The sequence below is a fragment of the Pseudogulbenkiania sp. NH8B genome, from assembly GCF_000283535.1.
In the GTDB taxonomy this organism is placed as follows: Bacteria; Pseudomonadota; Gammaproteobacteria; order Burkholderiales; family Chromobacteriaceae; genus Pseudogulbenkiania; species Pseudogulbenkiania ferrooxidans.
In genome coordinates this window covers 3,324,490-3,348,757 of sequence record NC_016002.1, presented here as the reverse complement: position 1 = coordinate 3,348,757, position 24,268 = coordinate 3,324,490, and the positions used below count along the sequence as shown (strand labels likewise).

Sequence of the window (24,268 nt, the reverse complement as noted above, 5' to 3'; positions counted from 1 at the left end):
AATGCGCATCGCCAATACTGTTACCGATCTGATCGGCAATACTCCGCTGGTCCGCCTCAACCGCCTCACCGCCGATTGTGGCGCCACCGTGGCGGCCAAGCTGGAGTTCTACAACCCGGCGCACAGCGTCAAGGACCGTATCGCCGTGGCGATGATCGACGCCGCCGAAAAGGCCGGCAAGATCGGTCCGAACACCATCATCGTCGAGCCGACCTCGGGCAACACCGGCATCGGGCTGGCCATGGTGTGCGCCGCGCGCGGCTACAAACTGCTGATCACCATGCCGGAAACCATGAGCCGCGAGCGGCGCATGCTGCTCAAGGCGTACGGCGCTGAGCTGATCCTGACTCCGGGGCCGGATGGCATGGGCGGCGCCATCGCCAAGGCGCGCGAGCTGGTCGAATCCGACCCAGACACCTACTTCATGCCGCAGCAGTTCGAGAACCCGGCCAACCCGGAAATCCATCGCAACACCACCGCCGAGGAAGTCTGGAATGATACCGACGGTCAGGTCGACATCTTCGTTGCCGGCGTGGGTACCGGCGGCACCATCACCGGTGTCGGCGAGGTGCTCAAGGCGCGCAAGCCGGGCGTGAAGATCGTCGCCGTGGAGCCCGAGGGCTCGCCGGTGCTGTCCGGGGGCGCCAAGGGGCCGCATCTGATCCAGGGCCTTGGCGCCGGTTTCGTGCCGTCCATCCTCAATACCTCCGCCTACGACGAGGTCGTCCGCGTCAAGAACGACGACGCGTTCACCACCGCCCGTGCGCTGGCCAGCCAGGAAGGCCTGCTGGTCGGCATCTCTTCCGGTGCGGCGGTCTGGGCGGCGTTGCAACTGGCGCGGCAGCCGGAAAACGCCGGCAAGCTGATCGTGGTGGTGATCCCCTCGTTCGGCGAGCGCTACCTGTCCACCGCGCTGTTCGAAGACCTGGCCTGAGTTCCCCGGCCGGTGCGGGCGGCCCGGTGCCGCCCGCGCTCCTGAGAGACATGAAACGTGACGATGAAGAAGCTTGTCCTTCCCCTTGCGGCCGCCGTGGTGCTGAGCGCCTGCGGCGTGCTCCCGACCCTGCCAGAGTCCGGCGCCCCGCAGCCGCACCGTCGGCCGCCGGTTGCCGCCCCCACCAAGGTGGACCTGCTGCTGAAGGAGGCCAACAGGTTGGCCGAAGAAGTCAAAGCCGGGCGCCTGAGCCGCACCGCCGCCGCCGATCAGCTCAATGCCTACCGCTTGCGTGTCGCCGGCCCCAACCTGGTTGACGACAATACCTTCGCCGCCTACCGATACATTGCCGTGGAGCGCGATGCCGGCCGCATGAACCCGGCCGAGGCGCAGGACAAGATGGAAGTCAAACTGCGCGAATGGCTGCGCGCCTGGCCCAAGCTGCGCCAGAAGCCAGCCGATCCGGCCTTCACCAACTTCCTGCTCAAGGTCTATCGCTTGCCGCCGCTGGGTTATTGATTCGGCGTCCGTCGTTGCCGCGAACCCGGCCGGTAGCGTGGGGTGATCGGCTCGGCGCGGGAGTGGACCGCCACGCTGCGCGCCGTGGCGCTTGCGTGCTCATGCCGCCGTCGACGTGTTCTCGCTTCCTTGCATCTTGCTTCCCATCCCTTCTGGAATGAGCCATGGCCAAAACGCCATCCACGACATTGTGCCCCTGCGGCAGTCGCCATCCTTATGCCGACTGTTGCGGCCTCTTCATCGAGCACCCCGAGTGCGGCGCTCCGACGGCGGAAGCGCTGATGCGCTCGCGTTATACCGCTTACACCCTGGGATGCGAAACCTATCTGCTGGCGACCTGGCAGGAGGCCACGCGTCCGGCCGGGCTCGACCTCGCCGACGATGCCGGCAAGGTGAAATGGCTGGGCCTGGACATCCGCCGCACCGAGCAGGGCGGGGTGAACGACCAGACCGGCATCGTGGAGTTCGTGGCCCACTACAAGGTGGGCGGGCGAGCCCATCGCCTGCATGAAACCAGCCGTTTCCAGCGCGATGACGGCCGCTGGTTCTATCTCGACGGCGCACTGCACGAGTACTAAATCCATTCTATTGGCATATACTATCGCCCGGAGGGCACGCCCGTTTTTTTCCTATCCATCGTGGCGTTTCCCTCCTGCTGTCCTATTGTTAGAAGGGACGTTTTAGTAAAGCGTGTGAGAGGGGGAAAATGGGTAACGCCATGGAGCAGTTGTTGTCCGGTTTTTCGCAGTCGACAGGCCAGAACGAGCCGTCCTGCGACCTTTCCAGTTCAGCCATTCGCCTGGTAAAGGCGCCCGTGCGCGCCGACCTGAGTCTGCAGCTCGAGGCGATGGCGCATGTGCTGCACACCACTCCGGAATGTCTGGCAGGCGCCATCCTGAATGCTGCCATCGTCGATCTGGAAGATCATCTCGGCGAAGCGCTGCTCGGCAAGGTGCAGCAGGAGTGCCAGGTCATTCTGGACGCCAGCCGGCCAGAAAATAATCCCAGCGTCGTTTTCAACAGCGGCGGTACTTGAGCTTTTCTTGTTCGCCCCGCATCGGTCGGTACCACACGGACGGCGCTTCCGGCCGTGATGGCTGCCGTATTGGACGTGAAAAGATCTGAATCAATACAGGTCAACAGCGCAGAGCGGCCTGCTTTGCGCGGCCCGGGCATTTGTTCGGCATTGCAAAGCATTTTCTTTCAGTTTTAGGAGCGAAGATGATGGCAAAGGCGTTGGATGAACTGGTCACCCGTCTGGAGCACTGCCGCGAGCAGGGGCGTTGTGCCAAGGCCGTACTGGATGTGGTGGCCACGCGGGACCTGTCGGTTCCGATCGATCACGAAACCTGCGGCGAATTGCGGGCGCTGGCGCAGGTATTCAGCTGCGAGCCCGCCGAGCTGGCCAGTGCCATCCTGCGGGCGGCCTGCATCGATTTGCAGGAACATCTGGACGATGACCTCGACAAGCTGGCCGCGGCCGCAGAACAACTGGTCAACGACCCGTGCGTCGGGATCGCCAGCGAGGAACTCTAGCGGTACCCGACCATTTCAGCAGTGAACAGGCCACAAGAAAACCGGCGGGCTTGCCGGTTTTTTTGTGTCGTCTTTACTGCTACGTCTTGATCAGCGGCTATCCGGTCAGAGCAAGGCTTCGATCTTGCTGGCCAGTGCTTCCGGCTTGGTCAGCGCCGAGTGGCGCGCCACGATGTGGCCCTGGCGGTCGATCAGGAACTTGGTGAAATTCCACTTGATGCGGCGTGTGCCCAGCAGGCCCGGCTTGGCCCGCACCAAGTGATGCCACAATGGGTGCGCGGTGGCGCCGTTGACGTCCACCTTGCTCGCCATGGGGAAACTCACGCCGTAGTTCTTCTGGCAAAAAGCCCCGATTTCAGCATCGCTGCCAGGCTCCTGCCGGCCGAACTGGTTGCAGGGGAAACCGATGACCACCAGCCCGCGATCGCGGTAGCGCCGGTACAGCGCCTCCAGGCCTGCGTATTGTGGGGTGTAGCCGCACTGGCTGGCAGTATTCACCACCAGGATAACCTTGCCGGCGTAGTCCTGAAGCTTGGCCGGAGAGCCATCCAGCAGGGTGAAGTTGAAGGCGTAGAGTGGGGCGGACATGATCGGGTGTCGTGGGTGAACGGCCTTGCATGGTAGCCAGTAGTGGCCCCGCTTCCTAGCGGGTGCGGTGGCAGGCCGGCCGTGCGTCTCGGTAACGGCGAACTAGATTTATACCAAATACATGTTTTGGCATAAAAAAAGGGACGAGCGGCAAGGGGGAACCGCAACGCCCCAGTAAGAAAGGTTTGCCCACACATTCTTGCGTGTTTGCCTTCGATAAACCATTGAGAACCTAGTGTTTATCGTAGTTCACCTGCCGGAAATTGCGAGTCACTTTTGCACCCCGAAAGCACAAAAAAAATCCCGCCGGGCGGGCGGGAGGGCTGGGCTGAAAACCGGCGTATTCACGGTTTCGGCAGGGTGACCCCGCTTTGTCCCATGTACTTGCCGTCACGGTCGCGGTAGGACACCGCGCATTCCTCGTCAGACTCGAAAAACAGCACCTGTGCAACGCCTTCGTTGGCGTAAATTTTTGCTGGCAGCGGAGTCGTGTTGGAAAATTCCAGGGTGACATAACCTTCCCATTCCGGTTCGAACGGCGTCACGTTGACGATGATGCCGCAGCGCGCGTAGGTCGATTTGCCGAGACACACGGTCAGCACGCTGCGCGGGATGCGGAAGTACTCCACGGTGCGCGCCAGCGCGAACGAGTTGGGCGGAATGATGCAATAGCCATCGCCCGATACTTCGACGAACGACTTCGGGTCGAAATTCTTCGGGTCGACGATGGTGCTGTTGATGTTGGTGAATACCTTGAATTCGTCGGCACAGCGGATATCGTAGCCGTAGCTCGAGGTGCCATAGGAGATGATCTTCTGGCCTTCGCTGATCTTGACCTGGTTCGGTTCGAACGGATCGATCATGCCGTCCTGCTCAGCCATGCGGCGGATCCACTTGTCGGATTTGATGCTCATTGTCGGAAGGGCGCTCGGGAAGGCGCTGGGGGAGAGTGACGATCGGCAGATTTTACCCTTCCGTCCGCCATCTAGGCCAGTGTACCGACGAGCTAGTCCGGATGGGGCGGTGTTTTGCTGACAATACGCCTTCGTCACCCTACAATTCGCCCTGATTTTATTCACTTTGGCAAGCGCCGGCTCGCCCCCGGCTCTGCCTGTCCGAGGACGTCTACACATGCAAGGTCACCCCAAAACCATCGAGTTGCTGAACGTTCTGCTGGCCGAGGAACTGTCGGCCGCCGACCAGTACTTCATCCACGCCGAAATGTACAAGGATCAGGGGCTGCAGCAGCTGTTCCAACGCATCGACCATGAGCGCGAGGATGAACTGGGACATGCCCGCATCCTCATTGCCCGCATCCTGTTCCTCGGCGGTGTCCCGAGCGTGGCGAAGCGCGTACCCATCGTGGTCGGCCAGGACGTGCCGGCCATGCTGCGAAGTGATCTCGAGGTCGAGTACCGAGTAGGCGACTTGCTCAAGTCAGTGATCGCACACTGCGAGAGCGTGCAGGATTTCGTCACGCGCAACGAGCTGATGCTGCTGCTGGAGGAGACTGAAAACGATCACGCGCACTGGCTGGAACAGCAGCTCAAGCTGATCGAGCTGACCGGCCTGGAAAACTATCAGCAGTCGCGCATGTAAGGCCAAGGTGGGCAGAAAGGGGCAGGGGAGCCCACGTCCCCCGTCTGTTTCTGGCCATGGCAGCGCTAACCCTTAGGGGGATCTCGCCCGTGCGTGATCTGTTCGGCAAGGCGTGGCCGCAGCGAATGCGCCGACCCGTCCTGGGGCAGGCACAAGCGGGTCGGCGCTTCCTTCACCTCGTCCACGGCACCGTGCCTATTGCCCCATGTCTCCGTTACGGCGTGCCCCGCGTCACATGGGAGGGGCGCGGCAATACCCCGGTAAGCTGACCAGGGGGGCTATCAGTAAAAAAAGAGCCGGATTTCCGGCTCTTTTCGGTTGAGGGCTATAACGCTCTCATTCCTCCCACGGCACATCCACCGCTTCCGTCGCTTCCGTGCGGGTTGCCGCGCTCGCGGAGGCAGCCGGGGGAGGCGCCGCGGCCGAGCTGGCCTGCTGCGCTTCTTCCAGCCCACCCAGGGCCTCGACCAGCTCGTCCACCAGTTCACCCAGCTCTTCCACCATCAGTGTGAAGGTGGCCTCGAACAGGCTGTCGCGATCGTCCCCGGCCTGGCTCGCTTCTTCCTGCAGGACATCGAGGAACTGCAGGCGTTTCAGCTGCAGCGTGTCGGTCAGCACGAAACGGATACGTTCACGCCAGATCAGGCCGACCCGCGTCACCTGCTTGCCGGTGGCGATGTGCTGGCGGATTTCATCGGCAGTCAGGTCCATACGCGTGCAGCGGATCACCGCGCCGTTTTCGTTGCTGTCCTTCAGCTCGCATTCGGCGTCCAGTTCGAAACCGGCCGGTGCCTCGCCTTCGGCCAACCAGGCCGTCATCGCGGTATGGGGGGCGATCTGGGTACGCGGCAAGGCGGCGGGGAAGGGCGGCAGCGCTTCGCGCAACTTGCTGACCAGGGCCTCCGACTTGCTGGCAGTGGCGGAATTCACCATCAGCCATTGTCGGCGTCCATCCAGGTAAGCGTTGAGGCGGTGGCTGCGCACGAAGGCGCGTGGCAGCAGGTCGTCGGTCACCTGTTCCTTGAGGGCCAGCTTTTCCTTGCGGCCGACCTTGCGCAGTTCCTTGTCCTCGATCTCCGCTACCTTGGCGTCGACAAACTCGCGGATTACCGATGCCGGAAGAACCTTGTCTTCGCGCTTCAGGGCGACCAGCTGGCAGCCGCGGGCGCTGTACACCGGCGACTCCTGGTGGCCTGCAGCGGTCACCCAGCCCTCGCTGAACCAGTCCAGGCCGCTGCAGTGAAGAAACGGTTTTTTCTCCAGTGCATCAGTCAGTTGCGCCACTTCGGGGATGGCATCCCCGTTCAAACGATAAAAAGATAGTTGCTTAAACCACATATTTGCCCGATAATGCGCGTCCTCTGAGGCCGAATATTGTATCGCAGAAGTGGTGCCTGACGGTGAATAACTTGGAGTCGCAAAAATCGGAATCGGGGTGTAGCTTAGCCTGGTAGAGCGCTACGTTCGGGACGTAGAGGCCGGAGGTTCGAATCCTCTCACCCCGACCACAAATTTGATAAAACGCTTGCGGATATCAAATGATTTTTGTAAAATGTGTTTCCTCTGAATTTTATTCAGAAATCGGGGTGTAGCTTAGCCTGGTAGAGCGCTACGTTCGGGACGTAGAGGCCGGAGGTTCGAATCCTCTCACCCCGACCAGATTCAAAAAAGCCTTGATGCGCAGCATACGTCAAGGCTTTTTTACCAAGTTTGGTTTGCCGGTATAGCTCAGTTGGTAGAGCAGCGCATTCGTAATGCGAAGGTCGGGGGTTCGACTCCTCTTACCGGCACCATATAGAAAAAGCCTGGCGGCAATGCCAGGCTTTTTTTATTTCCGTTTGTTTCGCCTGAGCCCGCTGCCGTAGGGCTTGCTGAGCGTGTTGTCGCGGCGGTGCCTGGGCAGTGTTTGTCGGCCGCGAGTCGTGTCTTGCCGGTGATTCTTGGCGGCGGGGGTTATTGAGTCAGCGGCGCTAGCAAGGGGCTGTAGCCCAGTTGGCGCAGCTTGCTCATGGTCTCCTCGGCTTCGGCTCGGGTGCGGAATGGTCCGACGTGCACCTTCGTCTCGGTGTGGGCTTCGATGCCGTTGGCCTTGAGAGTCTCGATCAGTTTCTGCGCGTTGCCCAGGCTGGTGAACAAGCCGAGCTGCACCTTGTAGCCCAGCGAGGAGCCTGCCGGTCTGGCCTTGCTGACGGGCGCAGGCACAGGGAGAGGTTCGTTCTGGGGCTCTGGCTTGAAGGCTTGAGGGGGTACGCTGCTCTCCTCCTTGCTCTCTTCTTTTGCCACCGGAGCCGTTTTGGCCGTTGGCGCGGGAGTGATGATCGGTGCCTTGGCTTGGGGCGGGATGGTCGGCGCTTTCGCATGGATGGCCGCGACACCGGGGGTCTTGCTGGTGTCCGGAGCGGGCGGGGCGATATGGCCCGATGGAGTCGGGCTGGCCGGGGCCGCTTGCGGCGTGGGCTGGCTGGCTTCCATCGCGGCCGGTGCGCTGCTTTCAATCGCGGCGGGGGGCTCTGTCGCAGGGGCTGACGCGACATTGGCGATCTTGCCCGAACTGCCTTGTGGTTCGGTGGCCGTCATGGCGACTTCGTCGCGTTTGCCGAAATGGTCCAGAACTGGGATAGCGGCCAGCGCCAGCGCTACCAGGCCGCCGGCGATGAGCAGACGCTTCTTCAGTTTTCGACTGATATCTTTTTCTTCGCCGCCTTTGGGCGGAGGGGGTGTCTGGGTGTCTGGGCTCATTGTGCTTAAATTTTGTGCAGCAAAGGCTTGAAAAGGCTGGTAAAGTACCGGGTTCCTCAGAATTGGGTAGCCCGAATGGCTAGGCTGCAAACTAGTTTAGCCATTTGTCTTGGAATTAGGGAGATTTTTTATGGCAATTGAACGCACTCTGTCCATCATCAAACCGGACGCCGTAGCGAAAAACGTTATCGGCAAGATCTACGATCGTTTCGAGTCGGCCGGCCTGAAAGTTGTCGCCGCCAAAATGAAGCAACTGTCGCGCGCCGAAGCCGAAGGCTTCTACGCCGTGCACAAAGAGCGTCCTTTCTTCAACGACCTGGTGAGCTTCATGATCTCCGGCCCGGTCATGATCCAGGCGTTGGAAGGCGAGAATGCCGTCCTGAAGAATCGCGAACTGATGGGCGCGACCGATCCGAAGAAAGCCGACGCCGGTACCATCCGCGCCGATTTCGCCGAGTCGATCGATGCCAACGCCGTACACGGTTCCGACAGCGTTGAAAACGCTGCTATCGAAGTGGCCTACTTCTTCGCCGCTTCCGAAGTTTGCTCGCGTTAATTAGCCGTATCGCTGTACCGGGGTGGCCGCCATGGCGGCTGCCCTGTCAATGAGGATTGCATGAAAACCAACCTGCTCGACTTCAATCTGGCCCAGTTGACCGATCACTTTGCCGCGATGGGCGAAAAGCCGTTCCGCGCCAAGCAGGTGATGCGCTGGATGCACCAGATGGGCGAGGCCGATTTCGACGCCATGACCGACATTGCCAAGAGCTTGCGTTGCAAGCTGCACGAGTCGGCCGAGGTGCGCGTGCCCGACCTGATGGTCGAACAGGCTTCCAGTGATGGTACCCGCAAGTGGCTGCTCGACGTCGGCACCGGCAACGGTGTCGAAACCGTGTTCATCCCTGAGGATGATCGCGGCACCTTGTGCATATCATCCCAGGTGGGGTGCGCCCTCGAATGTACCTTCTGCTCCACCGGCCGCCAGGGTTTCAACCGTAACCTGTCGACCGCCGAGATCATCGGGCAGCTGTGGTGGGCCAACAAGGCCATGGGAGTGACGCCGAAGAATGAACGCGTCATCTCCAACGTGGTCATGATGGGTATGGGCGAGCCGCTGGCCAACTTCGACAACGTGGTGTCGGCGCTGCAGATCATGCTGGACGACCACGGCTACGGTTTGAGCCGTCGTCGCGTCACGGTGTCGACCTCTGGCATGGTGCCGCAGATGGACCGTCTGCGCGAAGCCTGCCCGGTGGCGCTGGCCGTCAGTCTGCATGCACCGAACGATGCCATTCGCGATGTGATCGTGCCCATCAACAAGAAATACCCGCTGCGCGAACTCATGGCAGCCTGCCAGCGCTACCTGGAAAAGGCCCCGCGGGACTTCGTGACGTTCGAGTACGTGATGCTTGACGATGTCAACGATAGACCCGAACATGCTCGCCAGTTGATTGAGCTGGTGAAAGATGTGCCGTGCAAGTTCAACCTGATCCCGTTTAATCCGTTCCCGAACTCGGGTTACGAGCGTTCCAGCAACAACGCCATTCATCGCTTCCGGGAGATACTGCAAGAGGCGGGGTATGTGGTGACGGTGCGCAAGACGCGTGGCGACGATATCGACGCCGCTTGCGGCCAGTTGGCGGGGCAGGTGCAGGACAAGACGCGACGCAAGACAAAGTGGATCCGAATCGAGGAGGATGGTGCGGCATGAAGAAAGGGCAAATGTGGCTTGCTGGATGCTTGATGGCTTTTGGCATGACTGTATTTGCTGCCGCACCGACCAACGAACTGGCTCAGATTCGCACCCAACTGGCCGTGGAGTATTCCCGGGTCGGTAATTACAAGGCGGCGCTGCTGTCCGCCGATCAGGCCATCGCCGCCGATCAGCGCTACGTGCCGGCTTACCTGGCCAAGGCCTATGTGCTGACCTTGCTGAAGGTGGATGGCGACGCCGAGCAGAATTACCAGAAGGCCTTGGCGATGGAGCCCGCCAATCCGGAAGCCAATAACAATTACGGCGAATTCCTGTGCGACCACGGGCGTGCTCAGGACGGCATGGGCTATTTTGCCAAGGCCCTGGCCAATCCGCTGTACGACACCCCGCAGACCGCCTACCTGAACCTGGGGCGGTGCAGTGCCTTGCTGGGGCAGAAAGCCCAGGCTAACGACTATCTATTGTCAGCCCTGCGCGTTTCTCCTAATTATCCGCCCGCGCTCAAGGAACTGGCGGCGCTGCACTTTGGTCAAGGTAACGCCAAACTGGCCGCGTTCTATTTCGATCGCCTGGCCGACAACGTTGGCGAGATGCCGGCCGACGTGTTGTTGTTGGGGGTGAAAATCGCCCGCAAGACCAATGAGCAGGGCAAGGCCGATCTCTATGCCGCAAGGCTCAAGAGCCGATATCCCGATTCGAAAGAAACGCAAGAGTTGTTGAGTGGTCTTTGATGGAATCTCAAACCGAACAGAATAGTACCCTGCCGCCAGACCGCGATAGCGTCGGGGCAGCGCTCAAGGCGGCCCGTGAGGCCGCCGGTCTTAGCCTGGGTGAGGTGGCGGACCGGCTTAAGCTGTCGCTCAAGCAACTGGAGGCGATCGAGGCCGACCGTTTCGAGGCGTTGCCTGGTGCCGCCTTCGTTCGTGGCTTCGTACGTAATTACGCCCGGTTTCTGGGCCTGGATGCCGTACCCTTGATGGCACGGCTGGAGGAACGGTTCCCCTCTTCCGTCAAGGAAGTGGCGAATCTCTCCAAGGAGGTCGAGGCGGCTTCCGTGGTCAGCGAACCGGAGGAAACGTCCGGACTGCTGGGAAAGAGGGCGATCCTGCTGGTGCTGGTGGTCGTCTTGGCTGCCGGCGCCTTCTGGTTTGCCCGCCCCGGGTCCGAGCCGGCCAAGGACGAAGCCAAACAGGACCTGGCCCCGATGCTGACCGAACAGCCGACGGCTTCGGCCCCGGTCGAGGCCGAGTCTGTCAAGGACGCATCGGCTGCGGTGACGGCTCCCGCGCCCGTTCCCGCCCCAGCTGCCAAGCCGGCTCCCGCCGTGGCGGCTGCGCCGGCATCCGCTCCCGTCTCCGCGCCGCCCACGGCGGGGGGCGGCACGGTCAAGCTGATCGCCAAGCAGGATGCCTGGGTGTCGGTGATCGATGGCAGCGGCAAGAAACTGGTGTTTGAGACGCTCAAGGCTGGTGCCGCCAAAGAAGTGGTCGGCCAGCCCCCGTTCAAGCTCACGGTCGGCAACGCCACACAGGTCGAGGTGTCCTTCAACGGCCAACCGGTGGTGATGACCGGCAAGATTCGCGGTACCACCGCCAGACTAGAACTCAAGTAGGTAATCTGTCACATGGATAGCGTGCTGATCGCGCGACGCCCCACCCGTCAGGTACGAGTGGGGCATGTTATTGTCGGCTCCGAGGCGCCGGTGGTGGTGCAGTCGATGACCAATACCGATACCGCCGATGCGGCTGCGACCGCCCAGCAGGTATTCGAGTTGGCCGAAGCCGGCTCGGAGCTGGTGCGCATCACGGTGAACTCCCCCGAGGCAGCAGCGGCGGTCGCCGAGGTGCGTCAACGCCTCGACGACATGGGCTGCAACGTGCCGCTGGTGGGCGACTTCCACTTCAACGGCGAGCGTCTGCTGCGCGACTATCCCGATTGCGCGCGTGCCCTGGCGAAGTACCGCATCAACCCCGGCAACGTCGGCAAGGGCGCCAAGGGCGACGACAAGTTCGCCTACATGATCCGTGCCGCTATCGAGTACGACAAGCCGGTGCGTATCGGCGTCAACTGGGGCAGTTTGGACCAGGCCTTGGCGGTACGGTTGATGGACGAGAACAGCCGTCGTGCCGAGCCGCTGGCACCGGACGCGGTAATGCGCGAGGCGCTGATCGTGTCGGCGCTGGAGAGCGCGGGTAAGGCGATGGAACTGGGGCTGCCGGCCGACAAGATCATCCTGTCGTGCAAGGTCAGTCATGTGCAGGACCTGATTTCGGTGTACCGCGATCTTGGCCGGCGCTGCGATTTTCCGCTGCACCTGGGCCTGACCGAGGCCGGCATGGGCTCGAAGGGCATCGTCGCCTCGACCGCGGCGCTGTCGGTGTTGCTGCAGGAAGGCATTGGCGACACCATCCGCATCTCGCTGACCCCGGCGCCGGGCGAGTCGCGCAACCGGGAAGTGGTGGTGGCGCAGGAAATCCTGCAGACCATGGGGCTGCGCTCGTTCACCCCGCTGGTGACTGCCTGCCCCGGCTGCGGCCGCACCTCCAGCACCTTCTTCCAGGAGTTGGCGGACAGCATCCAGAGCTATCTGCGCGAGCAGATGCCGGTGTGGCGCCTGCAATACCCGGGCGTCGAAGACATGAAAGTGGCCGTGATGGGCTGCGTGGTGAACGGCCCGGGCGAGAGCAAGTTGGCCGACATCGGCATTTCCCTGCCGGGCACCGGCGAAGTGCCGGTGGCGCCAGTCTATGTCGACGGCGAGAAGAGCGTGACCCTGAAGGGCGATACCATCGCCGCCGATTTCAAGGCGCTGGTCGACGATTACGTGCGCACCCGCTACGGGGAAGGGGGCGCCAAGCGGCGCGACTCCGTCGTGCGCACGATACCGATCAAGACGGTCGGCTGAACCGAATAAAGACTGAGAAGAAGCGAGCAATGACGCAAAAGATCCAGGCCATTCGCGGCATGAACGACGTGCTGCCGGCCGATTCGCACCAGTGGGAGTATTTCGAGAACATCCTGCGCGGCTGGCTGGCCGATTACGGCTACCAGAACATCCGCACGCCGATCGTCGAGGAAACCCGGCTGTTCGTGCGTTCCATCGGTGAAGTGACCGATATCGTCGAGAAGGAAATGTATTCCTTCACCGACAGCCTGAACGGCGACAGCCTGACGCTGCGCCCGGAGGGCACCGCCGGCACCCTGCGTGCCGTGGTCGAGCACAACCTGCTGTACAACGCCACGCAGCGTCTGTGGTACATGGGTCCGATGTTCCGTCACGAGCGTCCGCAGAAGGGGCGCTATCGTCAGTTCCACCAGATCGGCATCGAGGCGCTGGGCTTTGCCGGGCCGGATATCGACGCCGAAATCATCCTGATGACGGCCGACCTGTGGAAGCGCCTGGGCCTGGCCGACAGCGTGGAGCTGCAGCTCAACACCCTGGGCAACAAGGACGAGCGTGCAGCACATCGCGAGGCGCTGATTGCCTATCTCGAGCGCCATCACGATATGCTGGACGAGGACGGCAAGCGCCGCCTCTACAGCAACCCGCTACGCGTGCTGGATACCAAGAACCCGGCATTGCAGGAAATCTGCAATGCCGCGCCGCGTCTCACCGACTATTTGGGCGATGAGTCGCGTGCCCATTACGAGGGCTGGAAAGCAATGATCGACGGCCTCGGCATCCGCTACGTGGAGAATCCGCGTCTGGTGCGCGGGCTCGACTACTATAACCAGTCGGTGTTCGAATGGGTGACCACCGAGCTGGGAGCGCAGGGTACGGTGTGTGCCGGTGGTCGTTACGACGGTCTGGTCGAGCAACTCGGCGGCAAGCCGGCTCCCGGCATCGGCTTCGGCATGGGTCTGGAGCGGGTGATGCTGCTGTTGCAGGAAAAAAACCGCCTGCCGGCATCGCGCGGGGTGGACGTCTACCTGGTGCAGCAGGGTGCTGGCGCGCCGCTGTACGCCATGCAGCTGGCGGCCAGCCTGCGTGCCGCCGGCCTGTCGGTGATTCAGCACTGCGGCGAAGGCAGTTTCAAGTCGCAAATGAAAAAGGCCGACGGCTGTGGCGCGCAGTTTGCCGTGATCGTCGGTGAAAACGAAGTGGCCAACGCCACGGCGGTGGTCAAGCCGTTGCGCCTCGAGGCCGCTCAGGAAACCGTCGCGCTGGCAGCGGTGGCCGAAACCATCACCCGAATCAAGGCTTGAAAACATAAGGGGGAACGCGATGGCGTTCGACTTGCAAGAACAAGAACAGATCGACGAGCTGAAGGCCTTCTGGGCGCAGTGGGGCAAGTGGATCTCGGCGGCGGTGTTGGCGGCGGCGCTGGGCTACCTGGGTACCAAGGGCTGGACCTACTACCAGCAGTCGCAGGCCGAGAAGGCCTCGGCCGTCTACGACGAGGTGGCGGGCGCGGCGCAGGCGGGCGACCTGGCCAAGATGAAGAGCTCGATGTCAGTGTTGCAGAGCGATTACGGGCGCACCGCCTACGCCAGCCGTGCCGCCTTGCTGGCGGCCAAGACCGCCTTCGACAAGCAGGATCTGGCCTTGGCCAAGTCGCAGCTGACTTGGGCCGCGGAGCATGCCAAGGAGCCTGCCTTGCAGGCGGTAGCTCGCCTGCGTCTGGCGGCGGTGCTGCTCGATGAAAAGCGCTACGACGCCGCCATTGCCGAGCTGAACCAGGAGCATGTCAGTGCCTACGATGCCCTGTTTCTCGACCTGAAAGGCGATGTTTACGCCGCCAAGGGCGACAGCAAAGCCGCGCGTGACCAGTACCGCTCGGCCTTGGCCAAGCTGGGGGGGGATTCGCCCAACCGGCAGTATATTCAGACCAAACTTGATGCCCTGGGAGGCTGAGCGATGCGCTGTCGTGTACTGGTTTCTGCCCTGATTTCCGCCAGCGTGCTGTCTGGCTGCGCCAGCTGGTTTACCAGCTCCACACGTGTCGAGCCGACGCCGTTGCAGGCGGTGCGCGTGGAGCAGCCGCTCAAGCTCAAATGGTCCGACTCGGTCGGCGATGTCGCCCATGGCGGTTTCCTGCCGGTCTACCAGAACGGCAACGTGGTGGTGGCCGAGGCCCGTGGCCACATCGAGGTATTCGACGCCCTGAGCGGGCGCAAGGTCAGCGAACTGGCTCTCAAGCGCGAGCTGAGTGCCGGCCCCGGCGTGACCGACACGCTGGTGCTGGTGCCGACCACCGATGGCCGCCTGCTGGCGGTCGATCGTTCCAGCGGTGCGGTCCGCTGGGAGCAGACGCTGACCAGCCTGGCACTGGAAGCGCCGCAGGCCGGCAGCGAGGTGGTCACGGTGCGCACCAACGACGGCCGGGTAACCGGCTTCGCTTTGGCCGACGGCAAGCAGCTGTGGTCGGTGTCCCGTGTCTTGCCGCAGCTGACGGTGGAAAACAATGGCTCGCTGCAGCGTGCCGGGGACGAGGCCATTCTGGCCGGCCAGGCCGGTGGCCGTCTGGTGGTATTGAGCCCGAAGAACGGCAACGTGCTGTGGGAGGCCAGTGTGGCCAGTCCGCGCGGGGCCACCGAACTGGAACGCGTCACTGACGTGGTGTCGCGCCCGGTGTTCGACGCCGGCCAGGTGTGCGCCGTGGCGTTCCAGGGCCGCGTGGCCTGCTTCGAAGCACGCGGCGGCAACCTGCTGTGGGCGCGTGACGTGTCGTCCAGCCACGGGCTGGCGGTCGATGCGCGCAATGTGTATGTTACCGGCGACGATGGCAGTCTGTGGGCGTTCGACCGCAGTACCGGCCGCAACATCTGGAAGCTGGATGATCTGAAGTATCGCAACGTGTCGGGTCCGGCCATGCTGGGCCGCTACGTGCTGGTGACGGATGGCGAAGGATATGCCCATCTGGTCGCCGCTGACAGCGGCCGCATTGTGGGTCGCACCAAGGTCGGGACCGAACGTCTGACCGGACAACCGGTATCGCTGGGCGATACGGCGCTGGTATTGGGCCGTAACGGTCGCCTGGCCATGCTGTCACTGGAATAAAGCAGTCTCTTGATGAAACCAACTGTAGCCCTGGTCGGCCGACCCAACGTCGGCAAATCGACCCTCTTCAACCGCCTGACCCGCAGCCGGGATGCCTTGGTGGCGGATCAGCCGGGTCTGACCCGCGATCGTCATTACGGCCATGGCCGCGTCGGCGACAAGCCTTACCTGGTGGTCGACACCGGTGGCTTCGAGCCGGTCGTGGACGAAGGCATCCTGTTCGAAATGGCTCGCCAGACCCTGCAGGCGGTCGACGAGGCCGATGCCATCGTGTTTCTGGTCGACGGCCGTACCGGCATCACGCCGCAGGACAAGATCATTGCCAATCGCCTGCGCCAGAACGATCGCCCGGTATTCCTAGTGGTCAACAAGGCCGAGGGCATCAGCCAGTCGATCGCGGGTGCCGAATTCCACGAGCTGGCGCTGGGCGAGCCCCTGGCGATCTCGGCTGCGCATGGCGACGGCGTGCGCGAGCTGATGGAGATGGTGCTCGAGCCGTTCCCGGCCGCCACCGACGAGAAGGAGGTACGCCATCCCAAGTTCGCCGTGATCGGCCGCCCCAACGTCGGCAAGTCGACGCTGGTGAACGCTATCCTGGGCGAAGAGCGGGTGATCGCGTTCGACCAGGCTGGGACCACGCGCGACAGCATCTACATTGATTTCGAGCGCGACGACCACACCTATACCATCATCGATACGGCCGGGGTGCGCCGCCGCGGCAAGGTCAACGAGACCATCGAGAAGTTTTCGGTGATCAAGACCATGAAGGCCATCGAGGATGCCAATGTGGCCGTTCTGGTGCTGGATGCCCAACTCGATATCTCGGAGCAGGATGCCACCATCGCCGGCTTTGCGCTGGAGGCGGGGCGGGCGCTGGTGGTGGCGGTCAACAAGTGGGACAACATCGATACCGAGCAGAAGGAACTGGTCAAGCGCGAGATCGCGCGCAAGCTGGGTTTCCTCGACTTTGCCAAGTTCCATTTCATCTCGGCCATCGAGGGGCGCGGCATCGCCGACCTGTTCAAGTCGATCGACGAAGCCTACCGCGCCGCCATGGTCAAGCTGGCAACGCCCAAGCTGACTCGGGTGCTGGAGGTGGCGGTTGAGCGCCAGGCGCCACCGCGGGTCGGGCAGGTGCGGCCGAAAATGCGTTATGCTCACCAAGGCGGCATGAATCCGCCGATTATCGTGATCCATGGCAACGCGTTGACCAAGGTGCCGGATAGTTACACCCGTTACCTGGAACATACCTTCCGCAAAGTGTTCAAATTGCAAGGAACGCCGTTGCGGGTGCAGTTCAAGTCGGCGGAAAACCCGTTCGACAGCGAGAAGGAAAGCAAGGGCGGCAAGCCCGGCAAGCTGGTGACGCTGGGCAAGAAGGGCAAGCTGCGCAACAAGCCTTGAGGCGCGTCGCTGGCCGTATCGGACCGGGTTGTCGCGGTGTTGGCCGCAGTGTGGCCGGGAGTCCCCGGCCTGAGAGGTGCCGAATAGTTTCCGGGCTGCGGCGGTGTTCACACCGCCGCGGCTCGCCTGTCTGTTGAAACTGGTTCGTAGTACGCCCGCCGCTTTTCTGCTAGAAAGATAGCTGGTTCTAGTGGTCGGGCTGATACAAGATTTTCAATACAACAATCATCGATTCGGAGAAAACGAATGAGCTCTAAAGGGCAAATGTTACAAGACCCGTTCCTGAACACCCTGCGCAAGGAACATGTGCCGGTGTCCATTTATCTGGTTAACGGTATCAAACTGCAAGGCCAGGTCGAGTCTTTTGACCAGTATGTGGTCCTCTTGAAAAACACGGTAACCCAGATGGTTTACAAGCATGCCATCTCCACCGTCGTGCCGGCCCGCCCGGTATCCATTCCGCACGAGCAGCCTGCTACTCAGAAGTCCGAGCAGCAAGACGCTTGATTGCTTACGCAAACCCCGAAAGGTTGGCCGGGTTCCCCATGAACGGGGGCCTTCCAGCCTTTCTTTTTGTGAGTCCGGTTATCTCAGGTGTTTGACCGTCCCGATTTAGGTGATCAGGCCATCATCGTGTGCCTGGATTTCGGTGACCCCGATTTCCAGGAAAACGTTGATGAGTGCGTCGATCTCGTCAAGAGTGCTGGCGTCGAAGTCTTGGGTCTGATCCATGGCAAGCGCCAGCGTCCCGATGCGGCCCTCTTTGCAGGCAAGGGCAAGGTCGAGGAAATCGCGGCGTTGGTGCGCGCGACTTCGGCCAACGTGGTGATCTTCAACCATCAGCTCTCGCCCGGTCAGGAGCGCAACATCGAGCGCGTGCTGCAATGCCGGGTGATCGACCGCTCCAGTCTGATTCTGGACATCTTCGCCCAGCGCGCGCGTAGCCATGAGGGCAAACTGCAGGTCGAACTGGCGCAATTGTCGCATCTGGCGACACGACTGGTGCGCGGCTGGACCCACCTGGAGCGGCAGAAGGGCGGTATCGGCCTGCGCGGTCCGGGTGAAACCCAGCTGGAAACCGACCGCCGCTTGCTCGGCAACCGCGTGAAGCTGCTTAAAACACGGCTGGAGCAGGTGCAGAAGCAGCGCAAGACGCAGCGCCGCGGGCGCCTTCGCAACGGCATCGCCTCGGTGTCGATCGTGGGCTACACCAACGCCGGCAAGTCGACGCTGTTCAACGCGCTGACCAAGGCCAAGAGCTACGCCGCCGACCAGCTGTTTGCAACGCTGGACACCACCAGCCGCAAGTTATACCTGAACGAGCAGGCCTCGATCGTGGTGTCCGACACGGTGGGCTTCATCCGCGATCTGCCGCATACGCTGGTGGCCGCCTTCCGCGCCACGCTGGAAGAAACCGTGCAGGCCGATCTGTTGCTGCACGTGGTCGATTCGGCCAACCCAATGCGCGACATGCAGATCGAAGAGGTCAACCGCGTGCTGGAGGAAATCGGCGCCGACGAGATTCCACAGCTGATCGTCTGGAACAAGAGCGATCTGCGTGGACTGGAGCCGCTCATCGAGCGCGACGCCGACAACCTGCCGCAGGCGGTGCGGGTTTCGGCGCTGACCGGGGACGGCCTGGAACTCCTGCGCGAGGCTCTTGCTGAACGGGTGCAGCTGCTTGCCCCCCCTCACCCTAGCGAAGATAGAAACAATAATGTCGCAGCATGATCCCAAGTGGGGACGGCGTCCGAACGACGGACCGCCGGACCTTGACGAACTGTTCCGTAAACTCAACCAGAAACTGGCCCGCCTGCTGGGGGCCAAGCCGTCCGGTAAGGCACCGGAGCCGCGCGCCGCGTTCAAGGGGGGCGTCGGCGCCGCATTGGGCGTGGTGGTGGCGCTGTGGCTGGCCAGTGGCTTTTACGTGGTGGATGCGCGCGAAGAGGGCGTGGTGCTGCGTCTGGGGCGTTATCACCACACTACTGAAGCGGGTCTGCAGTGGCACCTGCCGTACCCATTCGAGAAGGTGGAGATCGTCAATCTGACCGAGGTGCGCAGCATCGAGGTGGGCTATCGCAGCAGCGCCAAGAACCGGGTGCCGGAAGAGTCGCTGATGCTGACCGAGGACCAGAACATCATCGATGTGCAGCTCTCGGTACAGTACGACGTGCGCGACGCCAGGGCGTTCCTGTTCAACAATGCCACCGGCGATCGCGACGCCAAGGACATCGTCAAGCAGGCCGCCGAGACCGCGATCCGCGAGATTGTCGGCCGCAACAAGGTCGACTTCGTGCTCAACGAGGGGCGCGCCCAGATCGCGGCGGAAACGCAGCGACTGATCCAGAGCGTGGTCGACCGCTACGCCCTGGGCGTGCACATCGCCAAGGTGAACATCAACGACGTGCAGCCGCCGGGAGAGGTGCAGGCGGCGTTCGAGGACGCGGTCAAGGCGGGCCAGGACAAGGACAAGCTGCGCAACGAGGGCCTGGCCTACGCCAACGACGTGGTGCCCAAGGCCGAGGGCCTGGCCGCCCGTCTCACCGAGGAGGCCGAAGCCTACAAGCAGCGCGTCGTGGCGCGCGCCGAGGGCGATGCCGCCCGCTTCAAGCAGGTGTTGTCCGAGTACAACAAGGCGCCCAAGGTCATGCGCGACCGGCTCTACTTCGACATGATGCAGCAGATCATGACCAGCAGCAGCAAGGTGCTGGTGGACCAGAAGGGGGGCAGCAACCTGCTCTACCTGCCGCTCGACAAGCTGATCCAGTCGACCGGACCGGGCAACGGTGCCGCGGCCGCTCCGGCCAGCCCGGCCCCCGCGGCGCCGGCGCCTTCCCGTGCCGAACCGAGCGCACCGCCTGCTGCGGCCACTCCGCCGCGGGAAGGACGGGATGTGACCCGGGGACGTGACATGTTCGGAGCGGAGCGCTAAGCCATGGAAAGAATGGTATCTGTAGTCGTGGCGATCGGCGGCCTGCTGTTGCTGGCCAGCCTGTCGCTGTTTACCGTTGACCAGCGCCAGTTCGCCCTGCTGTTCCAGTTTGGCGAAGTGGTGAAGATCGTTACGCAGCCGGGCATCCACTTCAAGGTGCCGCTGATGCAGGATGTGCGCTATTTCGACCGTAGGGTGCAGACCATCGACGCCGAGACGCCGGAACTGTTCAATACGCGCGAGAAGAAGAACGTGCTGGTCGACAGTTTCGTGAAGTGGCGCGTGATCAATGTCGAGCAGTTCTACAAGAGCGTCGGCGGCAACGAGGCGGCGGCCGTGGCGCGTCTGCGACAGACCATCAACGACGGCCTGCGCGCCGAATTCGGCCAGAAGACCGTTGCGGATGTCATTTCCGGGCAGCGCGATCAAGTCATGGAGGTTGTTCGCAAGCGTGCCGACGCGGATGCGCGTAAAATCGGGGTAGAAATTCTCGATGTGCGCTTAAAGCGCGTCGATTTTCCGGATAAAATCAGCAGTTCGGTCTACGACCGCATGCAGTCCGAGCGCCGTACCGTGGCGAGCCAGCTGCGTAGCGAGGGCGCCGCCGAGGCCGAGCGCATCCGTGCCGAAGCCGACCGCAAGCGCGAGGTGACCCTGGCGGAAGCCTATAACAAGGCGCAGCAGGTCAAGGGCGAGGGTGATGCCAAGGCGGCGGCGATCTACGCCGAAGCCTACGGCAGGAACCCCGAGTTCTACGCCTTCTGGCGCAGCATGGACGCCTACAAGGAGTCGTTCAGGAACAAGAGCGACGTGCTGGTGCTGGATCCGTCCAGCGAGTTCTTCCGTTACCTGAAGAGCCCGCAGGTGGCCGGCAAGGCCAAATAACAATCTGACGATAATCGTGACCGGCCGAGACGTTTTCGGCCGGTTTGCTGACGGCAAGGCGGGGCAACCACCCCCGCCTTTTATTCTGTACTGAGTACTTATGCGCAACTGGCTGCTCCCCGAACATATTGCAGATATCCTGCCCGCCACCGCTCGCCAGGTCGAATCGGCCAAGGCCGCCATGCTGGAGCTGTTCCGCACGGCCGGCTACGAGCTGGTGTTGCCGCCGCTGATCGAATACGCCGATGCCCTGGTGTCGGAAGGCGATAGCGCGCTGGATATCAAGACCTTCAAGCTGGACGATCATCTGTCCGGCCGCCAGCTCGGCCTGCGCGCCGACATTACCCCGCAGGTGGCGCGTATCGATGCCCATCTGCTGTCCAACCGCACCGGCGTGACCCGGCTGTGCTATGCCGGCAGCGTGGTGCACGCCCGCCCGAGCGGCCTGATGAGTTCGCGCGAGCCCTTGCAGGTCGGGGCCGAGCTGTACGGCTACGCCGGCATCGAGGCCGACCTCGAGATCATCGAGCTGATGCTGGCCACGCTGCGCCAGGTCGGGGTCGACAAGCTGCGCCTGGACGTCGGTCACATCGCCATCTTCCGCGGCCTGGCCGCGGCGGCGGGCCTCGCAGCCGAAGACACGCGCGAGCTGTTCGGTGCCTTGCAGTCCAAGGACATCGCCACGGTGCGCGAATTGGTGGCCGAGGTTGCTGAGCCGTACAAGAGCGCCTTCCTCGCCCTGCCGGAGCTGTATGGCCCGCGCCAGGTGCTCGACAAGGCGCGCACCCGGCTGCCGTCGCTGCCGGAGGTGGAACTGGGGCTGATGCAGCTCACCGCTATCGCCAACGCGCTGGACGGGCAGGTGGAGCTGAGCTTCGATCTGGCCGAGCTGCGCGGCGATTTCTACCACACCGGCCTGATGTTTGCCGCCTACGCCCCCGGCTGGTCCGAGGCGCTGGCGCGCGGTGGACGTTACGACAACGTCGGCCGCAAGTTCGGCCGGGCTCGCCCGGCGACCGGCTTCAGTCTCGACCTGCGCGACCTGGTGCGTATCCTGCCCGAGCGCGACGCCGCGCAGGGCATCCGCGTGCAGGCGCGCGACCTGGCCGCCGCGCGTGACGCCGTGGCCGCGCTGCGTGCCGGCGGCGAGCGGGTCATCATCGATTACCTGGGGGAATCGGCCGTGGCGCTGGATTGCGACCGCGAGCTGGTCTTGGCCGCCGATGGCTGGCAGGTGGTTCCGTTTAACTGAGTTTTAGTGTTTGACAGAGAAGAGGTTCTTTCCAATGTCCAAGAACGTTGTCGTGATCGGTACCCAGTGGGGTGACGAAGGCAAGGGCAAGATCGTTGACTGGTTGACCGATCACGCCCGTGGCGTGGTGCGTTTCCAAGGTGGTCACAACGCCGGCCACACCCTGGTGGTGGGTGGCAAGAAGACCGTGCTGCGCCTGATCCCGTCCGGCATCCTGCGCGAAGGCGTGGACTGCTTCATCGGCAACGGCGTGGTGCTGTCGCCGGAGGCGCTGCTGAAGGAGATCGACGAGCTGGAAAGCGCCGGCATCGACGTGGCTTCGCGCCTGAAGATCGCCGAGAACTGCACGCTGATCATGCCGTACCACGTGGCACTGGACCAGGCGCGTGAAGCGGCCAAGGGCGCCGGCAAGATCGGCACCACCGGTCGCGGCATCGGCCCGGCCTACGAAGACAAGGTGGCGCGCCGCGCGCTGCGCGTGATCGACCTGTTCGATGCCGAGCTCTTCGCCGCCAAGCTGAAGGAAAACCTCGACTACTACAACTTCCAGCTGACCCAGTACTTCAAGTCCGAGCCGGTGGACTTCACGTCCACGCTGGAAACCACCATGCAGCTGGCCGAGCGCATCAAGCCGATGGTGGCCGACGTGTCGCGCACGCTGTACGAGCTGAACAAGGCCGACGTGCCGCTGCTGTTCGAGGGTGCCCAGGGCACGCTGCTCGACATCGACCACGGCACCTACCCGTTCGTGACCTCGTCCAACTGCGTGGCCGGTGCGGCCGCTCCGGGTGCCGGCGTGGCGCCGCAGATGCTCAACTACGTGCTGGGCATCGTCAAGGGCTACACCACCCGCGTCGGTTCCGGCCCGTTCCCGACCGAGCAGGAAAACGACATCGGCGCCTTCCTTGCCAAGCGCGGCAACGAGTTCGGCTCGGTGACCGGCCGTCCGCGTCGCTGCGGCTGGTTCGACGCCGCCGCGCTGAAGCGCTCGATCCAGATCAACGGCGTGTCCGGCCTGTGCGTGACCAAGCTCGACGTGATGGACGGCCTGGAAGAGATCCTGCTGTGCGTCGGTTACAAGATCGACGGCAAGGAAGTGGACATCCTGCCGTTCGGCTCGGAAGCCGTGGCCAAGTGCGAGCCGATCTACGAAACCATGCCGGGCTGGAGCGATTCCACCTTCGGCGTGAAGAAGTGGGATGACCTGCCGGAAAACGCGCGCGCCTACCTGACCCGCATCGCCGAAATCTGCGAGGCGCCGGTCGACATCATCTCCACCGGCCCGGACCGCGAAGAGACCATCGTGATGCGTCACCCGTTCGGTCTGTAAGACTGTTGCGAGGTTGGCCGAAGAACGGACCCCACGGGGTCCGTTTTTTTTTTACCCTGGTGCCGCCTTCCGGGCCGGCATTCGTTCCCGGTTTCGTTCCCAGGCCGGTTATTGTCGCCCCTGGCGGAGGCGGCGCACGGCTGAATCGGGTGGCGGCAGGGGGAGGGCACTTTCTGTCAAATGAGTAAGGGCTATCCAACGTCATTTCTTTAAAAATGATTTAAATCACAATTCATCTATAGAAAAAAGCGGGGGGGGCACCTATAACGAGATCAATGTGGTTTCTGTCGTTAGTGTAGTAATAAATTGTGAAAACTTGGAGTGTCAGCAGCGAGGGGCGCTGAAAGATGCCCCAGACTCCAAGACGGCTGGAAGGAGCGAGGGCGTGGAGGCAGAGCGGGTGTCCTGTGTCATGAAACACCGCCTGGAGCGAGGCTTTACCTTGCTGGAGCTGCTGGTGGTGATGGTGATCATCGGTCTGCTGGCGGGCTATGTCGCCCCGCGTTACTTCGCCCAGGTGGGCAAGGCTGAGGTCAAGACGGCGCGTGCGCAGATCGATGCGCTGGAGAAGGCCCTGGACCAATACCGCCTCGACACGGGCCATTATCCCTCTTCTGAACAGGGCCTGAATGCGCTCTATACCCGGCCCAGCGACGAGCCCAAATGGGAGGGGCCGTACTTGAAGAAGGGGGTTCCGCTGGATCCGTGGGGCACCGCCTATCAGTACCGCAAGCCGGGTGAGCACGGTGAATACGATCTGTTCAGCTACGGCAAGGATGGGCAAGCCGGTGGCAGCGGCGAGGATGCTGACATCGGCAACTGGTAGGACGACAGC

General features: G+C 62.7%; 26 protein-coding genes and 3 tRNA genes. 25 read left to right on the top strand and 4 right to left on the bottom strand.

Translation table 11 applies throughout. The features are described 5' to 3' along the window. Position 1 precedes the first annotated feature (1 nt). The 5 genes from cysK (at position 2) to NH8B_RS15385 (ending at position 2,989) form a co-directional block, all read left to right on the top strand. Entirely contained in the window at positions 2-934 is a 933-nt protein-coding gene (gene cysK, locus NH8B_RS15405) for a cysteine synthase A (RefSeq protein ID WP_014088099.1), read from the top strand. A 63-nt stretch (positions 935-997) separates the two neighbouring features. Further along, positions 998-1,453 (top strand): hypothetical protein, encoded by a 456-nt coding sequence (locus tag NH8B_RS15400; RefSeq protein WP_008955059.1) that lies wholly within the window; start codon positions 998-1,000, stop codon positions 1,451-1,453. Positions 1,454-1,617: 164 nt separating this feature from the next. After that, positions 1,618-2,031: a YchJ family protein gene (locus NH8B_RS15395; protein ID WP_014088098.1), complete on the top strand. Its 414-nt coding sequence runs from the start codon at positions 1,618-1,620 to the stop codon at positions 2,029-2,031. 140 nt (positions 2,032-2,171) lie between these two features. Next, entirely contained in the window at positions 2,172-2,489 is a 318-nt protein-coding gene (locus NH8B_RS15390) for a hypothetical protein (RefSeq protein ID WP_232503483.1), read from the top strand. Positions 2,490-2,677: 188 nt separating this feature from the next. Continuing rightward, positions 2,678-2,989 carry a hypothetical protein gene (locus NH8B_RS15385; protein ID WP_014088097.1) on the top strand — a complete coding sequence of 104 codons (312 nt, stop codon included), beginning with the start codon at positions 2,678-2,680 and terminating at the stop codon, positions 2,987-2,989. A 105-nt stretch (positions 2,990-3,094) separates the two neighbouring features. Here NH8B_RS15385 and NH8B_RS15380 read toward each other — a convergent pair whose 3' ends face one another. Both NH8B_RS15380 and dcd read right to left on the bottom strand, forming a co-directional pair. Further along, positions 3,095-3,577 carry a glutathione peroxidase gene (locus NH8B_RS15380; RefSeq protein ID WP_008955063.1) on the bottom strand — a complete coding sequence of 161 codons (483 nt, stop codon included), beginning with the start codon at positions 3,575-3,577 and terminating at the stop codon, positions 3,095-3,097. A gap of 344 nt (positions 3,578-3,921) precedes the next feature. Beyond that, on the bottom strand, positions 3,922-4,491 hold the full coding sequence (gene dcd / locus NH8B_RS15375) for a dCTP deaminase (RefSeq protein WP_014088096.1): 570 nt from the start codon (positions 4,489-4,491) through the stop codon (positions 3,922-3,924). Between the two features lie 217 nt (positions 4,492-4,708). Between dcd and bfr the strand changes: the two genes are divergently transcribed. Continuing rightward, the gene (gene bfr, locus NH8B_RS15370; protein WP_014088095.1) at positions 4,709-5,176 is read left to right on the top strand and encodes a bacterioferritin; all 468 of its coding nucleotides are present in this window, start codon (positions 4,709-4,711) and stop codon (positions 5,174-5,176) included. Positions 5,177-5,512: 336 nt separating this feature from the next. On the opposite strand, the gene NH8B_RS15365 is transcribed toward bfr, so the two are convergent. Further along, positions 5,513-6,514, bottom strand: a complete 1,002-nt coding sequence (locus NH8B_RS15365; RefSeq protein WP_014088093.1) for a recombination-associated protein RdgC — start codon at positions 6,512-6,514, stop codon at positions 5,513-5,515. Positions 6,515-6,607: 93 nt separating this feature from the next. Here NH8B_RS15365 and NH8B_RS15360 point away from each other — a divergent pair. The 3 genes from NH8B_RS15360 (at position 6,608) to NH8B_RS15350 (ending at position 6,969) form a co-directional block, all read left to right on the top strand. Further along, positions 6,608-6,684 (top strand) — tRNA-Pro (locus NH8B_RS15360). A 74-nt stretch (positions 6,685-6,758) separates the two neighbouring features. Beyond that, positions 6,759-6,835, top strand: a tRNA-Pro gene (locus NH8B_RS15355). 58 nt (positions 6,836-6,893) lie between these two features. Continuing rightward, positions 6,894-6,969 (top strand) — tRNA-Thr (locus NH8B_RS15350). A 160-nt stretch (positions 6,970-7,129) separates the two neighbouring features. Here NH8B_RS15350 and NH8B_RS15345 read toward each other — a convergent pair. Further along, entirely contained in the window at positions 7,130-7,915 is a 786-nt protein-coding gene (locus NH8B_RS15345; protein ID WP_014088092.1) for an SPOR domain-containing protein, read from the bottom strand. 130 nt (positions 7,916-8,045) lie between these two features. On the opposite strand from NH8B_RS15345, the gene ndk reads away from it, so the two are divergent. The 16 genes from ndk (at position 8,046) to gspG (ending at position 24,259) form a co-directional block, all read left to right on the top strand. Next, positions 8,046-8,471 carry a nucleoside-diphosphate kinase gene (gene ndk, locus NH8B_RS15340; RefSeq protein WP_008955069.1) on the top strand — a complete coding sequence of 142 codons (426 nt, stop codon included), beginning with the start codon at positions 8,046-8,048 and terminating at the stop codon, positions 8,469-8,471. 60 nt (positions 8,472-8,531) lie between these two features. After that, positions 8,532-9,626 (top strand): 23S rRNA (adenine(2503)-C(2))-methyltransferase RlmN, encoded by a 1,095-nt coding sequence (gene rlmN, locus NH8B_RS15335; RefSeq protein WP_008955070.1) that lies wholly within the window; start codon positions 8,532-8,534, stop codon positions 9,624-9,626. Continuing rightward, positions 9,623-10,360 carry a type IV pilus biogenesis/stability protein PilW gene (gene pilW, locus NH8B_RS15330; RefSeq protein WP_148282994.1) on the top strand — a complete coding sequence of 246 codons (738 nt, stop codon included), beginning with the start codon at positions 9,623-9,625 and terminating at the stop codon, positions 10,358-10,360. The genes rlmN and pilW overlap by 4 nt, the downstream gene beginning before the upstream one ends. Beyond that, positions 10,360-11,241, top strand: a complete 882-nt coding sequence (locus NH8B_RS15325) for a RodZ domain-containing protein (protein ID WP_014088090.1) — start codon at positions 10,360-10,362, stop codon at positions 11,239-11,241. Before pilW ends, NH8B_RS15325 begins: the two co-directional genes overlap by 1 nt. Positions 11,242-11,253: 12 nt before the next feature. Next, positions 11,254-12,534 (top strand): flavodoxin-dependent (E)-4-hydroxy-3-methylbut-2-enyl-diphosphate synthase, encoded by a 1,281-nt coding sequence (ispG, locus tag NH8B_RS15320; protein ID WP_014088089.1) that lies wholly within the window; start codon positions 11,254-11,256, stop codon positions 12,532-12,534. 29 nt (positions 12,535-12,563) lie between these two features. Continuing rightward, positions 12,564-13,835 (top strand): histidine--tRNA ligase, encoded by a 1,272-nt coding sequence (gene hisS / locus NH8B_RS15315; RefSeq protein WP_008955074.1) that lies wholly within the window; start codon positions 12,564-12,566, stop codon positions 13,833-13,835. A gap of 19 nt (positions 13,836-13,854) precedes the next feature. After that, entirely contained in the window at positions 13,855-14,484 is a 630-nt protein-coding gene (locus tag NH8B_RS15310; RefSeq protein WP_014088088.1) for a YfgM family protein, read from the top strand. A 3-nt stretch (positions 14,485-14,487) separates the two neighbouring features. Next, positions 14,488-15,630, top strand: coding sequence for an outer membrane protein assembly factor BamB (gene bamB / locus NH8B_RS15305; protein WP_014088087.1), 1,143 nt, complete (start codon positions 14,488-14,490; stop codon positions 15,628-15,630). Between the two features lie 12 nt (positions 15,631-15,642). Beyond that, a complete protein-coding gene (der, locus tag NH8B_RS15300; protein ID WP_014088086.1) occupies positions 15,643-17,034 on the top strand; it encodes a ribosome biogenesis GTPase Der in 1,392 nt (463 codons plus the stop codon). A 246-nt stretch (positions 17,035-17,280) separates the two neighbouring features. Further along, positions 17,281-17,541, top strand: a complete 261-nt coding sequence (hfq, locus tag NH8B_RS15295) for an RNA chaperone Hfq (RefSeq protein ID WP_008955078.1) — start codon at positions 17,281-17,283, stop codon at positions 17,539-17,541. 87 nt (positions 17,542-17,628) lie between these two features. After that, positions 17,629-18,765, top strand: a complete 1,137-nt coding sequence (gene hflX, locus NH8B_RS15290; protein WP_014088085.1) for a ribosome rescue GTPase HflX — start codon at positions 17,629-17,631, stop codon at positions 18,763-18,765. Next, positions 18,752-19,966, top strand: a complete 1,215-nt coding sequence (gene hflK, locus NH8B_RS15285) for an FtsH protease activity modulator HflK (RefSeq protein ID WP_014088084.1) — start codon at positions 18,752-18,754, stop codon at positions 19,964-19,966. The genes hflX and hflK overlap by 14 nt, the downstream gene beginning before the upstream one ends. Before the next feature lie 3 nt (positions 19,967-19,969). Then, positions 19,970-20,851: a protease modulator HflC gene (hflC, locus tag NH8B_RS15280; RefSeq protein WP_041703026.1), complete on the top strand. Its 882-nt coding sequence runs from the start codon at positions 19,970-19,972 to the stop codon at positions 20,849-20,851. 100 nt (positions 20,852-20,951) lie between these two features. Further along, the gene (locus tag NH8B_RS15275) at positions 20,952-22,103 is read left to right on the top strand and encodes an ATP phosphoribosyltransferase regulatory subunit (protein ID WP_014088082.1); all 1,152 of its coding nucleotides are present in this window, start codon (positions 20,952-20,954) and stop codon (positions 22,101-22,103) included. Positions 22,104-22,137: 34 nt separating this feature from the next. Then, the gene (locus tag NH8B_RS15270; RefSeq protein ID WP_008955083.1) at positions 22,138-23,433 is read left to right on the top strand and encodes an adenylosuccinate synthase; all 1,296 of its coding nucleotides are present in this window, start codon (positions 22,138-22,140) and stop codon (positions 23,431-23,433) included. Between the two features lie 412 nt (positions 23,434-23,845). Continuing rightward, positions 23,846-24,259 (top strand): type II secretion system major pseudopilin GspG, encoded by a 414-nt coding sequence (gene gspG / locus NH8B_RS15265; RefSeq protein WP_173387084.1) that lies wholly within the window; start codon positions 23,846-23,848, stop codon positions 24,257-24,259. Positions 24,260-24,268: the final 9 nt, after the last annotated feature.

Bases quoted from the DNA above. Each gene is read 5' to 3' on its own strand.
- cysK (WP_014088099.1), top strand. From the start codon at position 2: ATGCGCATCGCCAATACTGTTACCGATCTGATCGGCAATACTCCGCTG.
- NH8B_RS15400 (WP_008955059.1), top strand. From the start codon at position 998: ATGAAGAAGCTTGTCCTTCCCCTTGCGGCCGCCGTGGTGCTGAGCGCC.
- NH8B_RS15395 (WP_014088098.1), top strand. From the start codon at position 1,618: ATGGCCAAAACGCCATCCACGACATTGTGCCCCTGCGGCAGTCGCCAT.
- NH8B_RS15390 (WP_232503483.1), top strand. From the start codon at position 2,172: ATGGAGCAGTTGTTGTCCGGTTTTTCGCAGTCGACAGGCCAGAACGAG.
- NH8B_RS15385 (WP_014088097.1), top strand. From the start codon at position 2,678: ATGGCAAAGGCGTTGGATGAACTGGTCACCCGTCTGGAGCACTGCCGC.
- NH8B_RS15380 (WP_008955063.1), bottom strand. From the start codon at position 3,577: ATGTCCGCCCCACTCTACGCCTTCAACTTCACCCTGCTGGATGGCTCT.
- dcd (WP_014088096.1), bottom strand. From the start codon at position 4,491: ATGAGCATCAAATCCGACAAGTGGATCCGCCGCATGGCTGAGCAGGAC.
- bfr (WP_014088095.1), top strand. From the start codon at position 4,709: ATGCAAGGTCACCCCAAAACCATCGAGTTGCTGAACGTTCTGCTGGCC.
- NH8B_RS15365 (WP_014088093.1), bottom strand. From the start codon at position 6,514: ATGTGGTTTAAGCAACTATCTTTTTATCGTTTGAACGGGGATGCCATC.
- NH8B_RS15345 (WP_014088092.1), bottom strand. From the start codon at position 7,915: ATGAGCCCAGACACCCAGACACCCCCTCCGCCCAAAGGCGGCGAAGAA.
- ndk (WP_008955069.1), top strand. From the start codon at position 8,046: ATGGCAATTGAACGCACTCTGTCCATCATCAAACCGGACGCCGTAGCG.
- rlmN (WP_008955070.1), top strand. From the start codon at position 8,532: ATGAAAACCAACCTGCTCGACTTCAATCTGGCCCAGTTGACCGATCAC.
- pilW (WP_148282994.1), top strand. From the start codon at position 9,623: ATGAAGAAAGGGCAAATGTGGCTTGCTGGATGCTTGATGGCTTTTGGC.
- NH8B_RS15325 (WP_014088090.1), top strand. From the start codon at position 10,360: ATGGAATCTCAAACCGAACAGAATAGTACCCTGCCGCCAGACCGCGAT.
- ispG (WP_014088089.1), top strand. From the start codon at position 11,254: ATGGATAGCGTGCTGATCGCGCGACGCCCCACCCGTCAGGTACGAGTG.
- hisS (WP_008955074.1), top strand. From the start codon at position 12,564: ATGACGCAAAAGATCCAGGCCATTCGCGGCATGAACGACGTGCTGCCG.
- NH8B_RS15310 (WP_014088088.1), top strand. From the start codon at position 13,855: ATGGCGTTCGACTTGCAAGAACAAGAACAGATCGACGAGCTGAAGGCC.
- bamB (WP_014088087.1), top strand. From the start codon at position 14,488: ATGCGCTGTCGTGTACTGGTTTCTGCCCTGATTTCCGCCAGCGTGCTG.
- der (WP_014088086.1), top strand. From the start codon at position 15,643: ATGAAACCAACTGTAGCCCTGGTCGGCCGACCCAACGTCGGCAAATCG.
- hfq (WP_008955078.1), top strand. From the start codon at position 17,281: ATGAGCTCTAAAGGGCAAATGTTACAAGACCCGTTCCTGAACACCCTG.
- hflK (WP_014088084.1), top strand. From the start codon at position 18,752: ATGTCGCAGCATGATCCCAAGTGGGGACGGCGTCCGAACGACGGACCG.
- hflC (WP_041703026.1), top strand. From the start codon at position 19,970: ATGGAAAGAATGGTATCTGTAGTCGTGGCGATCGGCGGCCTGCTGTTG.
- NH8B_RS15275 (WP_014088082.1), top strand. From the start codon at position 20,952: ATGCGCAACTGGCTGCTCCCCGAACATATTGCAGATATCCTGCCCGCC.
- NH8B_RS15270 (WP_008955083.1), top strand. From the start codon at position 22,138: ATGTCCAAGAACGTTGTCGTGATCGGTACCCAGTGGGGTGACGAAGGC.
- gspG (WP_173387084.1), top strand. From the start codon at position 23,846: ATGAAACACCGCCTGGAGCGAGGCTTTACCTTGCTGGAGCTGCTGGTG.